11 protein-coding genes are annotated in these 12,426 nt (G+C 46.7%); 2 read left to right on the top strand and 9 right to left on the bottom strand.

What is annotated here, in order from left to right; genetic code table 11:
- Positions 1–36 precede the first annotated feature (36 nt).
- From RT269_RS15820 to RT269_RS15780, 9 genes are all read right to left on the bottom strand, one after another.
- Positions 37–720: a FadR/GntR family transcriptional regulator gene (locus RT269_RS15820; RefSeq protein WP_313183966.1), complete on the bottom strand. Its 684-nt coding sequence runs from the start codon at positions 718–720 to the stop codon at positions 37–39.
- A gap of 108 nt (positions 721–828) precedes the next feature.
- Positions 829–2,967, bottom strand: a complete 2,139-nt coding sequence (locus RT269_RS15815) for a polyribonucleotide nucleotidyltransferase (RefSeq protein WP_313183964.1) — start codon at positions 2,965–2,967, stop codon at positions 829–831.
- Between the two features lie 353 nt (positions 2,968–3,320).
- Positions 3,321–3,587: a 30S ribosomal protein S15 gene (rpsO, locus tag RT269_RS15810; RefSeq protein ID WP_024294143.1), complete on the bottom strand. Its 267-nt coding sequence runs from the start codon at positions 3,585–3,587 to the stop codon at positions 3,321–3,323.
- A gap of 224 nt (positions 3,588–3,811) precedes the next feature.
- The gene (locus RT269_RS15805) at positions 3,812–5,149 is read right to left on the bottom strand and encodes an amidohydrolase (RefSeq protein WP_313183962.1); all 1,338 of its coding nucleotides are present in this window, start codon (positions 5,147–5,149) and stop codon (positions 3,812–3,814) included.
- A gap of 133 nt (positions 5,150–5,282) precedes the next feature.
- Positions 5,283–6,998 (bottom strand): adenine deaminase C-terminal domain-containing protein, encoded by a 1,716-nt coding sequence (locus RT269_RS15800; RefSeq protein WP_313183960.1) that lies wholly within the window; start codon positions 6,996–6,998, stop codon positions 5,283–5,285.
- Between the two features lie 13 nt (positions 6,999–7,011).
- The gene (locus RT269_RS15795; RefSeq protein WP_313183958.1) at positions 7,012–8,076 is read right to left on the bottom strand and encodes an ABC transporter substrate-binding protein; all 1,065 of its coding nucleotides are present in this window, start codon (positions 8,074–8,076) and stop codon (positions 7,012–7,014) included.
- Between the two features lie 87 nt (positions 8,077–8,163).
- Positions 8,164–9,198 (bottom strand): ABC transporter ATP-binding protein, encoded by a 1,035-nt coding sequence (locus RT269_RS15790; RefSeq protein WP_313183956.1) that lies wholly within the window; start codon positions 9,196–9,198, stop codon positions 8,164–8,166.
- A gap of 11 nt (positions 9,199–9,209) precedes the next feature.
- The gene (locus tag RT269_RS15785) at positions 9,210–9,992 is read right to left on the bottom strand and encodes an ABC transporter permease (RefSeq protein WP_313183954.1); all 783 of its coding nucleotides are present in this window, start codon (positions 9,990–9,992) and stop codon (positions 9,210–9,212) included.
- Positions 9,985–10,818 carry an ABC transporter permease gene (locus tag RT269_RS15780; protein WP_313183952.1) on the bottom strand — a complete coding sequence of 278 codons (834 nt, stop codon included), beginning with the start codon at positions 10,816–10,818 and terminating at the stop codon, positions 9,985–9,987. Before RT269_RS15780 ends, RT269_RS15785 begins: the two co-directional genes overlap by 8 nt.
- Before the next feature lie 185 nt (positions 10,819–11,003).
- Between RT269_RS15780 and RT269_RS15775 the strand changes: the two genes are divergently transcribed.
- Positions 11,004–11,933, top strand: a complete 930-nt coding sequence (locus tag RT269_RS15775; protein ID WP_313183951.1) for a LysR family transcriptional regulator — start codon at positions 11,004–11,006, stop codon at positions 11,931–11,933.
- A gap of 72 nt (positions 11,934–12,005) precedes the next feature.
- The coding region (locus tag RT269_RS15770) for a hypothetical protein (protein ID WP_313183949.1) at positions 12,006–12,426 on the top strand (421 nt) is incomplete at its 3' end.

Genomic DNA, 12,426 nt, shown 5'->3' with positions numbered 1-12,426 from the left:
TTATCTCTTCCTGTATGATTTCAGACCACGGCTCAATCAGTTTCTTTCCCGGTCTTCTTCCTTATAGCGGTTGTCGTTGTACATTAAGTGGAAATGCATTGCCTGCTGTGCCTCTACAGGCTTCCGGTCCCTGATCGCCTCATAAATCCTTCGATGAGACAATAACGTCTGGGCATATTCAGTCTCCCGGACCGAACCGGCAAAGACCCTGACCCCGTCGGTAATGACAGGTATCAGGTTTGCTATGACCAGATTATGGCTGCAGTTGGCAATCTGGGCATGGAACTGGGAATCCTTTTCCGAATAATCCTCCCGGTCCTCCATCATCTTTTCTAATTCCAGAAGTATCTGCTCCAGGCAAAGGATGTCTTCCAAGGCCGCGTTCTGAGCCGCCAGGGCTGCAATCGGCGGCTCCAGCATGACCCGGATCTGGATCAAATCCTCTGTCAGCTTTCTTCTGTCTTCTATCATGGTAAATCCCAGAGGATCATCGGCCACGCCATTTTTATCCGACAGAAAGGTCCCCGATCCCTGGCGAATGGTAACGATATTCCGGGACATCAGGATCCTTAAGGCCTCTCGGACCGTATTACGCCCTACCCCCAGAACTTCAGACAGTTCCGCCTCAGTAGGCAGCTTGTCTCCAGCCGTGTATCCTTCTTCCTGTATGATCTGCAATAATTTTTGGGCTGCAATTTCTGCCAGTGTCTGTTTTTCCATGATATACTCCTCCCCCGTTCTAAACTACATTTCCATAATAAAAACAGACAGCAAACGGATATTGGCCTATCTGCTGTCTGCCACAGGGCATAGCTGTTTTATGCTGTTTTATACTGTTTCTTTTGATTCTGTTTCAGCTTTTTTCTCTTCTGTCTTTGCAGCCAGATCTCCCGGCTTCATGCTTAAGTTGATTCTGCCCATCTTGTCGACTTCCATTACCTTAACGGTCACTTCGTCACCGATGTTGACAACATCTTCAACCTTTGCCACCCTCTTATCAGACAGCTTGGAAATGTGAACCATACCATCCTTGTTGGGAGCCAGTTCAACGAAAGCACCAAAGTTCATGATTCGGACAACCTTGCCTGTGAAAATCTGACCTGCCTGGATTTCCGTAACAATGCTCTTAATGATCTGGATCGCACGGTCGATCATGGCCTGATCGGTTCCGCATACGGATACATTTCCGTCATCGTTAATATCGATCTTCACGCCGGTTTCTTCAATGATCTTATTGATCACCTTCCCCTGCTTTCCGACCACATCGCCGATCTTTTGAGGATCAATGGAAATCTGGTCGATCTTCGGAGCATACTTGCCTACTTCCTTACGCGGCTCTGCAATGGCTTTTGCCATAACCTCATCAAGAATGTAAAGCCTTGCCTCTCTGGTGGTGCGGATGGCTTCCTCAATGATCGGTCTTGTAAGGCCGTGGATCTTAATATCCATCTGGATCGCAGTGATACCCTTGTGGGTGCCGCCTACCTTAAAGTCCATATCGCCGAAGAAATCTTCCAGACCCTGAATATCGGTTAAGACGATATAATCGTCATCGGAATCTCCGGTAACAAGTCCGCAGGAAATACCTGCAACAGCCGATTTAATGGGTACACCGGCAGCCATTAAGGACATGGAGGAGGAACAGATGCTTGCCTGGGAGGTAGATCCATTGGATTCCATGGTCTCGGAAACGGTACGGATCGCATATGGGAATTCTTCCTCAGACGGAAGAACCGGAATCAATGCTCTCTCTGCCAGGGCACCATGGCCGATCTCCCGGCGTCCCGGTCCTCTGGAAGGCCTTGTCTCTCCTACAGAGAAGGAAGGGAAATTGTAGTGGTGCATATATCTCTTGGAGGTTTCCATATCATCAATGCCGTCTAATCTCTGGCTTTCTGATAATGGAGCCAAGGTACAAATATTTAAAATCTGAGTCTGGCCGCGGGTGAACATGGCGGAACCATGAACTCTTGGAAGCATATCGATTTCCGCTGCCAGATGACGGATCTGATCCATGGCACGGCCGTCAGGACGCTTATGGTCTTTTAAGATCATCTTGCGGACGGTCTTTTTCTGGTACTGGTAAATGGCTTCTCCAAGCACTGACAGCCATTCTTCCTTTTCTGCAAAGGCTTCTTCCAGTTTTGCGGTGATCTTACGGATGTTTTCTTCTCTTATCTGCTTTTCATCGGTAAATACGGCAACTTCCATCTCCTCAGGAGTAACGATCTCCCTGATGGCAGCAAATAACTCTTCCGGCACTGCGCAGCTGGTGTACTGGTGCTTCGGCTTTCCGCACTCTGCTACGATGGTGTCAATGAATTTGATGATTTCCTGGTTTACTTCATGAGCCTTGAAAATGGCCTCGATCATCTTATCTTCCGGCACCTCATTGGCTCCGGCCTCGATCATGATGACTTTCTCTCTTGTAGATGCAACCGTAAGCGCCATATCAGAAACCTGCTTCTGGGACTGGGTCGGGTTGACGACCAGCTCTCCGTCTACAAGTCCAACCTGGGTGGAAGCACAGGGTCCGTCAAAAGGAATATCGGAAATGCAGGTTGAAATGGCTGAGCCTAACATCGCTGTCAGCTCCGGGCTGCAATCCTGGTCTACAGACATAACGATGTTATCTAAAGTCACATCGTTACGGTAATCTTTTGGAAACAGAGGTCTCATTGGACGGTCAATGACACGGGAGGTCAAAATTGCATTCTCAGACGCTTTTCCCTCTCTTTTGTTGAAGCCGCCTGGGATCTTTCCTACGGCGTATAATTTTTCTTCGTATTCTACGCTCAGCGGGAAGAAATCGATTCCGTCTCTTGGTTTGTCAGACGCAGTTGCGGTTGCTAATACTACGGTATCGCCATAGTGCATAAGTACCGCGCCGCTTGCCTGCTTTGCTACTCTGCCGACATCAACGGTTAATGTTCTGCCGGCCAGTTCCATACTAAAACTCTTGTACATACTGGTATCTCCTTTTACTGGATTAATATTTATATTAACAGTAGAAGACGCCGAAACTACTGATCTGCGCGCAAAAAATAAGTTTGCTTGTGCGGCCCGCTGGGGGGCATAAGCAGATTCTGCCTTGGGCAGAATCCGCAGCCGCAAATTCGGGACTTTCAGTCCCTCATTCGCGGTTGCTCGCCAAGAGCCTGGAATAGGGGAAGGATATGCTGGCATATCCTTCCCCTATTCCCGACTTTTGGCTCTGCTTATTACGCGCACATCAGCGGTCTCGGGGAATGCTTCTACTTTTAATATTCTTTTCCTAATAGACAGATAGGGTGGAGATGTCCTCCACCCTAAATGGTTTATTATTTTCTGATTCCTAACTTCTCGATCAATGAACGATAACCTTCTAAGTCTGTCTTCTTTAAGTAATCAAGAAGACCTCTTCTCTGTCCAACCATCATCAGAAGTCCTCTTCTGGAATGATGATCTTTTGGGTTCTTCTGAAGGTGATCGGTTAATTCTGTGATTCTTTCTGTCAGAATTGCAATCTGTACTTCTGGTGAACCTGTGTCTCCGGCTTTTCTGCCAAATTCAGCGATAATAGCTGCTTTCTTTTCCTTTGAAATCATGTTGATTTCCTCCTTTAGTCTTAAAGTCTCACCTCATACCAAGTATTGGTTGGAGTATCCGAAATACCAAGTATCGGCGCGTATTTGTACTGATACAGTTTACCACAGGGCAATATGGTTGTCAATTATTTCTAATAAATAACAAGCGGCGAATTTATAATTAAAACCTCTGTTTATAATATACCTCTGATGGATTTATTATAATCACCCTGCAAACCCTTTCTTCAATAAATATTTCCCACTTTTTCCATATAAATTCCAAAATCCGTTTTTTTCATTTTATTTATAAGCATTTTCCTGATTTCTGCCATGTCTGCCTTTACAAGCTTCTTCTCCCTCACCACACATTCCCCTGCAACGTATACAGCCTCCACATTGGAAGGATTGGCGCTGTAAACAAGGGCAGAATAGGGATTGTAAACCGGAAACATGTTGGCGGAACGGGTTTCAACTAAAACAAGATCCGCCTGCTTTCCCGGTTCCAGGGAACCTGTATGGTCATAAAGGCCCAGGGCCTTTGTTCCCAGATCCGTAGCCATTGACACAATGGTTTCCGCCGGAAATGCGCTACGGTCCCTGGTTTCATTTTTATGAAAATCCGCACAAAGCTTCATTTGCGTAAAAATATCCAGAGTGTTCCCACTGGCAGGGCCATCCGTTCCAAGTCCTACCGGAATTCCCAGCCTAAGCATGGAGCTTACCGGTGCCACTCCCTTTGCCGCCTTTGTATTGGAGCCGATGCAGTGAGCCACCCTTGCTTCCCGTTCCTTTAAAAGCAAAAGATCCTCTTCCTCCATATGAATGCAGTGGGCTGCCAGAGTCTCTTTTCCCAATACCCCGATGCTGTCTAAATACTGAACCGGGGACATGCCGTATTCCTTCCGGAAATAATCCATTTCATAATCCATTTCCGCCGTATGTAAGGTAAACGGAACCTTGAAGGACGAATCCAGACGGCAGGCTTCCAAAAGCAGCGTTTTCCCGCAGGTATTGGTTCCATGAGGAGCAATGCAGGCTGATATTCGGGGATGGGACTGATATTTTTTTATCAATTTTTCCCCATAAGCCAATGCCTGATAAGGATCACTGAAATCGCAGGCCCCCTCTTCCATCACTGTCTGCCCTGCAATCCCTCTCATTCCCATCTCATCCATGGCCTTAGCCGCTTCTTCCTCAAAGTAATACATATCAAGGGCTGTGGTCACGCCGCCAAGGAGCATCTCCCCTGCCGCGTAGCGGGATGACAGGTATACAAGCTCTTCATCCATTGCCTTCTGTTCCATTGGAAGCAAAAATACCCGGAGCCGGTCCTTGCAGTCATCCCCAAGTCCACGGAAAGGGATCATCCCCATATGCGTGTGGAGATTCACCATTCCCGGCATCAGGATGCCGTTCTTTCCGTCCACTGTCACCGTATCCAAATGCCAGGCTTCTTCCGGTAGATCTTTCATACCTCCCACTGCTGTGATGATATCATTTTCAAACATCACAAAACCGGGATCGTGAATCTTCCTCTGTTCATTCATTGTTACCACAGTTACATTTATGATTATCGTTCTCACATTTATCAACCTTTTCCTTATTACTGCCCGTCTTTATTGGGCATAAAGGGATACCCAACGGGTGCTTCCTCATGACTGCCCATATTGGAGGGGGCATAAAACACACCCATAGGATGTCTTTTAATTATTTCCTTTAAGACTCATATTTTTCCACCAAAGGAACCCTTTGCTTCGTCTTTACATCAAACAGGCCCTTGTCGCTTATCTTTAATTCCGGGGAAACCAGTAGCGTCAGGGTGGAAACGGACATGATGACATTGCTGTTCACATACCCCATGGCCTCGATTTCCTCCCGCACCTTGGCCAGTTCCTCTGAAAGCTCTGTGAGACTTCCGTCGGAGAGGATTCCGCCTACGGGAAGGGCTGCAGAAGCTGTGATTTTGCCTCCCCGGACCGTCACATAACCGCCCTGCATATGAACCACCCGGTTCTGGGCAAGCACCATATCCTCCACCGAATTTCCAAGCACCAGCAGATTATGGCTGTCATGGCTCCAGGTGGTTGCAACAGCACCGGGAGACTTTAAGGCATGTTCCACAAGTCCATAGGAAACATCCCCTGTCTTTCCGCAGCGTTCAAATACCATTGCCAGGGAAAGCCCTGCCTCCTGCCAGCATATGCAGCGGTTCCTGACAGGAATTTCCCTTTTCACATGCTTAACCCTTGTTCCAAAGTCCTGGATCTCCATGACATTAACGGTTGCAGTTCCCTCCCGGATCTCACACCGGTTCAGTTTAAAATCAGAAGCCAGAGCCAGGCGGCATTTTACAGACTGGTAAAAATGGTCCGGGAAAACTGCTTTTGGAGAATCCGGGATTTTTACATGCAGTTTTCCGTTTTTATAAACCGCAGTAGGGCAAAAGCTTACCAGATCATCAAGTACAACCAGATCCGCCAGCTTTCCAGGCGCAATCATTCCCCTGTCATCAAGGCCCATTCTCCGCGCAGGTGTAAGGGTCGCACAGTAAATAGCCTTCTCTGCCGGCATTCCCTGCTCCACAGCCAATTTAAGTATCTGGTTTAAATGTCCCTTTGCCAAATGATCCGGCATGGTATCATCTGTTACAAGAGCCACATTTTCATAAAGACCATGGGATACCACCGTTTCTACCACATCAGATGTCAGGGATTTTGCCTGAAGTTCCAGAAACATGCCCATGTCCGTCTTTTCCAGGACGGACTCGGGTGTCTGCTGGGTATGGTCCGCATCTACGCCGCCCCTGATAAAGCCTGCCAGCTCTGATCCTGTCAGGGCAGGGCAATGCCCCTCGATCTTCAGCCTGCGGTCCCCGTTTTGACACAGCCGGATAATGCGTTTGATCAGAGTATCTTCTCCGGAGACTAAGTCTGAATCATTCATCACCTCTCCAAGGCAGATGACTTTATCCTCTTTTAGAAGCTCCCGGACCTCCTCTTCCCTGATTTGCCCGCCTGAGGTTTCTAAGCTGCTTCCGGTGGAAGGAACACTTGATGGAATCCCGTAGTAAATATCCAGCTCCGTTTTCTGTTCCATAAAGCTTTTTATTCCTTCTAACCCGAATACATTGGCGATCTCGTGAGGGTCAGCCACTACGCAGGTGACTCCCCAGGGCAGGACCGCCCTGGAAAACTCTCCCGGATATGTCATGGAGCTTTCGATATGCATGTGAATATCGATCAGTCCCGGTATAAAATATTTTCCTGTACCATCCACCACACATTCAGCCTCATAAGGAATTTTGCTCCCATAATAGGAGGAAGGGGAAATGTCGTAAAACTTTTCCCCTACAACCGCAATGTCCATTTTTTCAAAGCATTGCCTGTATGTCCGGTAGACCCATCCATTTTGAATAAGCAAGTCAACCTTCATTTTCCCTCTGTCCTTAATTATTGATTGTTCGGTTCCACTGATCAATCCAATCGCTTAAGACCGGATTGACAAAGGAGTAATCTAACACCTTTGCACTCTCTGCCGCAGGGCCATAAGTCATATTTGCCGAATCTTCCTCGGAAACCTCCACCTGGTTGTTGGTAGGTGCTTCGTTTAAAGCCTTGGTGGTTTTGTCCTGAAGCTCTTTGCTCAAACGGTAATTGATGTAGGCGTAAGCCAGTTCCTTGTCCTTGCAGTTCTTGGTAATGCTGATGGTATTGAAATTTGCATAGGTCACGTCAGGAGTCACATACACCAGGCCCGGGTTTGCTTCATTAATGGTTGGAACACCGAAGTCGCCTACGATGGCAGCCTTGATTTCGCCGGAAGTAAACATATTGATTAAGTCCGAAGACTTTGCATAGGTCTTTACAAGGTTTGGCTTTAATTCCTCCAATGCCTCAAAAGCGGCCGCTCCTTTGTCACTGGTCACATCAACGCCCTTGTAATCGCTTGCCATATAAACCATGGCAGGACCAAAGGTAGTCGTGATATCCGGAATGGCAACACTTCCTTCCAGCTCTGCCTTCCATAAATCGTCAAAGCTTTTAATCTCAAAGCCCACTGCTTCCGGATCATACATAATGCCGATGCTGTTGATGGTATAGGCAATTCCCTGTCCGGCGTCCGCCATGGTCTTTGCCGCTTTGATCAGATACTGGCTGTTCTCGATCTTACTTAAATCCAGAGGCTCAAATAAGTCCTCTTCGATTCCCTTTGCCGTCATGGCCTGGGACAGCTCGATTACGTCAATGGTGGTTTGTGAGTCAGCAGAAAGCTTTGTGTAACGCTCATTGGTACTGCCTGTCTCTGTAACGATCTTGCAGTTGTACTGGTCCTCAAAAGGCTTGTACACCTCTTCCTCAGAAATATCTTCGCTTAAGCCATAAGTGGATAACACCAGTTTCTTCTCTTCTGTGCCGCTCTTTTTCTCTGCTGCCGTTCCCGTAGTTCCGGCACCGCCGCAGCCCGTCAGTACAATGGCTGCACATAGGGATAATGCCAATACTTTCTTCATAATCTTGATCCTCTCTTTTTTATAATTGACCGGCTGTATCAGCCGCAGTTACCTTATTACTGCCCAAGTCCTTTGGGCATATTCCAATTAATTCACAAGAATCAGCTTAGACTCCGGCAGATAAAGACGGATCCGGCTGCCCTCTTCATAAGCTTCTTCTGCAGGCCTGTTTACCAGGAACTTTCCGGCAGCGGTAAGGACCTCATACTGATAACCCTTTCCAAGAAATGTCCGGACGCCTACCGTACCTTCCAGGATATTGCCCTCCTGCCCTTCCTCTGCCACCCGGATATCCTCCGGGCGGATGGTGCCGGTGCATGCGCCTTCCCTGTGTGTGTTTTCTACGTTAAATACTGCGCCGGTCTCCGTTTTATATACATCTCCCTGTCTCTTTAAAGGAAGAAAATTCTCAAAACCAATAAATCTTGCAACGAATTCCGTATTTGGCCTTTGATAAATATTTTCCGGCGTATCAAACTGTTCGATCACTCCCTGGTTCATAACCGCCACCTTATCCGAGATGGAGAAGCACTCCTCCTGGTCATGGGTGACAAACAGGGTGGTAATGCCAAGCTTTTTCTGAATTCTCTTAATCTCCATCCGCATATTGATGCGCAGCTTTGCATCTAAGTTGCTTAAAGGCTCATCAAGGAGAAGAAGCTTTGGCTCAATTACTAACGCCCTGGCAAGGGCCACTCTCTGTCTCTGCCCGCCGGACATCTGCTGGGGAAACCGCCCGCGAAATTCCGTAAGACCGCAGACCTCCAGGATCTGATCCACTTTTTTATCAATCTCCGCCTTATCAAGCTTTCTCATCTTAAGCCCAAATGCCACATTGTCATATACGCTTAAATGAGGAAACAGGGCGTAGCTTTGAAATACGATTCCAAAATTCCTCTTATGGACCGGAACCTTGGTAAGGTCTTCGCCATCCAGAGCGAAAACTCCATTCTGGGGCTCAATAAACCCGGCTACCACACGAAGGGTCGTGGTTTTTCCGCAGCCGCTGGGCCCTAAAAGGGAAACCAGCTCCCCTTCCTGCACTTCTAAATTCAATCCCTTTAAAATCTGTTTCTTCTTATCATAACGGACATCAATATCCTGCAGTGTCATATACGCCATGGTTTCTCCTCCTATTTTGCCAAAGCTGCAATTCCCAGTGTCTTATCAACAATTACCATAATAAGGACCGTTACGGCCATTAAAAGCACGGATACCGCCGATACGGTGGGATCATAATTATATTCGATGTAACCCATGAGAGTCGCCGGGAAGGTAGACACACCGGGACCAGAGAGAAACATGGAAACCGGAATGTTATTAAAGGAGTTTATAAAAGCCAGCATAAAGGCAGCGGAGATACCGGATGTGATATTAGGCAGTACCACACGGAAAAATGCCCCCGTCTTTGTGCACCCCAAACTCCAGGCCGCCTCTTCCACTGAAAAATCAAACTGGTCCAGACTGGAACCGACCACCCGGATCACATAGGGCAGAGTCACCATAAAGTGCCCGGCCAAAAGTCCGGCAAACACCGGAACTCTTAAAGTCAAAACCAGAAACTGATAGAGCACGAAGCCGATTACGATTCCAGGCACAATGGTCGGAGAAAGGAACACGGATTTTAATATCCCCTTTCCCTTTAGGCCCGACCTAGCCAGAGCATAGGCAGCCGGAATCCCTGCAAAAAGGGCGGCAATGGTCGCAAGCAAGGCGATTTCCAGGCTGGTTAAGAAGGAAACCCGGAAGGACTTTAATGCAAATACATTGACAAACCACCGAAAAGAGAAAGAGTCAATGGGAAAGGTGATGGCACTGCCCTCCCCAAAGGCGGTCACAGTGATGATGACAAGCGGCAGAACCAAAAACAGGAACACCACCACAGCAAAAGCAGTCAGCATTTTATTCTTACGCATGATTTCCTCCTCTTCTGTCCAGTCTGGCTGACAGGGCATTTAAACCTTTGATCACAGCCAGGGTCGTGGCGATCATGATCAGGGAAATGACTGCGGCCCCGTTCCAGTCTCCCACACTCATGGCCCTCTGGTAGATGAATGTGGCAAGGACCATATGTTTATTGCCGCCAAGCAGCTGAGGCGTAGTATAGGCCGTCAAGGTTCCGGTAAACACCAGAATGCCTCCAACAATGATTCCGGGAAGACTTATGGGGAAAACCACCTTCATAAAAGCCTTGAACCGGTCCGCTCCCAGGCTGAGAGCCGCCTCCATCATGTCATCCTCAATATTTTCCATGACACCGGCCACTGTAACGATCATCAGGGGAAGAAATAGGTAAACGGAACCAATGATAATGGCAAAATCCGTGTACAACAGCTTCGCAGGCTTTTCCACAAGGCCGGCCGCCATAAGGAACCGGTTAATGATACCGTTGCTTCCTAAAATATTGATCCAGGCAAAGCTTCTGATGACAGAATTGGTCATCAGGGGGAAAATGGAAACAGACAGCAAAATCCCTCTCCACTTTTTCTGGCACCGGCTGATAAAATACGCGGTCGGAACTCCTGCTGCCATACAGACAGCCGTAGTGATGAACGCAACCTTTACCGTCCTCATAAAAATCTTAAGATAATACTCATCCTGGAAAAATTCCACATAAGCGCTGAACGGATAGTCTCCGGTATGAAAAGACGGAATCAGCACCCTTAAAAGCGGTAAAAACAGACACACTGCCAGTATTACAAGCCCTGGCACCACCATGATAAATGCACTACTTTTCTTCATCTGGACCTCCCCATGCTTTTTACATCAATCATTATAAACTTATCATCACTTATAAGTTCTGTTAATTTATGTCTATACTTTTATTATAAATTATGATATACTGTACGTCAAATACATATAATCTATATTTTCTATGCATTAAAGCTATAAGAAAACGCCATCACCTGCGCAAAGGGGGAATATTTATGGAATTAAAGGAAGCAAGATACATTCTGGCCATCGCCAGACAGAAAAACATCAGCAAAGCAGCAGAAACTCTCTTTATCTCCCAGCCATCCTTAAGCAAATATTTAAAAAATTTGGAGCATCAGCTTGGAGCCCGTCTTTTTGACCGTGTTGGAAGCTCCTATTCTCCAACCTATATCGGAGAACGTTACATTCACTATGCCGAAAAAATCGTGGAATTCGGAATCGAATGGGACATGGAGTTTGATGATATTATGCACCAAAACCACGGACGTTTAAATATCGCCATTCCCATTATGCTTGGAAACAGCCTGATCGGTCCCACCCTTTCAAACTTCCACAAGCTATATCCCCATGTCACAGTCAACATGATGGAGGAAGTCAACTTTGTGGCAGAGCATACCCTGACCGATCATACCGTAGACGTGACCATTTACAACGTCCATGAATTTCCCACCGGCCTGGATTATCAGGTGATCGGAAAGGAAGAAATCGTTCTCGTCCTATCCGGATCAAATCCACTGGTAAAAATGGCTGAAAAAAAAGATGGCTTTCAATATCCCTGGATCGATCTTGGTCTTCTTGCAGACGAGCCCTTTATTCTTCTCTATCCTGACCAGAATACAGGCGGCCTTGCTTTAAAACTCTTTAAGGATTATGGGCTGGAACCAAATATTCTCCTTCATACCAGAAACAGCGAAATGTCCATCCGCCTTGCCATGGAAGGCTTAGGAGCCGCCTTTGCCCCTGAAAGCTACTATCATTATCTGAATGACAGAGAACTTAAATCCTCAGTCTGCCTGTCCATTGGGAAAGAAACGATTGAGAATACCCTGATAGCCGCCTATCAGAAAAACCGCTACCTTCCGAAATACGCCAAGGCTTATCTTGATATCCTGACAAAATATTATCAGACAAAGCAAACATAATTACCGGTCCCCTTCCTATTATTTGCTTTTTTAAGAACTTATGATAATATAGATTTAAAAAAGAGGTTTCCTATGATTAGAAAAATACAAAGAATGTTTTTTCTTCTTATCATTCTTATATTATCTCTTACCGCATGCCAAAGCCAGAAAAAAGAGGCAAAGGGCCTTACCGGCATTCCTATTGACACAGAAAAAACTGAATCCGTTTCCATTTACTATGGTTCCATCTGCTATTCCTTCTTTGACGAGAGCAGGGAAACCATAGAAAGGGCCGCCGATCTCTTTCACGGCTTCTCTTTAGAAGAAGTTCCTGACGGAGCTCTTGACAGCGCTACCACCTACCAGATTTATTTTTCTAACACCGACGGCCAGACTGCGGCAATTAATGTGGACGAAAACAGCATGTTTTATTTGGCGGATACGAAAAAATTCTACAAAGTATCTGAAGGGATTTTTCATCTGGAAGAATTGGAAAAACTTTATCAGGACAGCA

The sequence above is a fragment of the Lacrimispora sp. genome (genome assembly GCF_032078915.1).
Lineage (GTDB): Bacteria > Bacillota > Clostridia > Lachnospirales > Lachnospiraceae > Lacrimispora.
Note: the sequence above shows the minus strand (reverse complement) of the source record. Positions and strands in the feature narration are given on the sequence as shown.

Excerpts from the sequence above, each read along its gene's own strand:
- RT269_RS15780 (WP_313183952.1), bottom strand. The coding sequence starts at position 10,818 with ATGAAGAAAAGTAGTGCATTTATCATGGTGGTGCCAGGGCTTGTAATA.
- RT269_RS15785 (WP_313183954.1), bottom strand. The coding sequence starts at position 9,992 with ATGCGTAAGAATAAAATGCTGACTGCTTTTGCTGTGGTGGTGTTCCTG.
- RT269_RS15775 (WP_313183951.1), top strand. The coding sequence starts at position 11,004 with ATGGAATTAAAGGAAGCAAGATACATTCTGGCCATCGCCAGACAGAAA.
- RT269_RS15800 (WP_313183960.1), bottom strand. The coding sequence starts at position 6,998 with ATGAAGGTTGACTTGCTTATTCAAAATGGATGGGTCTACCGGACATAC.
- RT269_RS15795 (WP_313183958.1), bottom strand. The coding sequence starts at position 8,076 with ATGAAGAAAGTATTGGCATTATCCCTATGTGCAGCCATTGTACTGACG.
- rpsO (WP_024294143.1), bottom strand. The coding sequence starts at position 3,587 with ATGATTTCAAAGGAAAAGAAAGCAGCTATTATCGCTGAATTTGGCAGA.
- RT269_RS15815 (WP_313183964.1), bottom strand. The coding sequence starts at position 2,967 with ATGTACAAGAGTTTTAGTATGGAACTGGCCGGCAGAACATTAACCGTT.
- RT269_RS15790 (WP_313183956.1), bottom strand. The coding sequence starts at position 9,198 with ATGGCGTATATGACACTGCAGGATATTGATGTCCGTTATGATAAGAAG.
- RT269_RS15820 (WP_313183966.1), bottom strand. The coding sequence starts at position 720 with ATGGAAAAACAGACACTGGCAGAAATTGCAGCCCAAAAATTATTGCAG.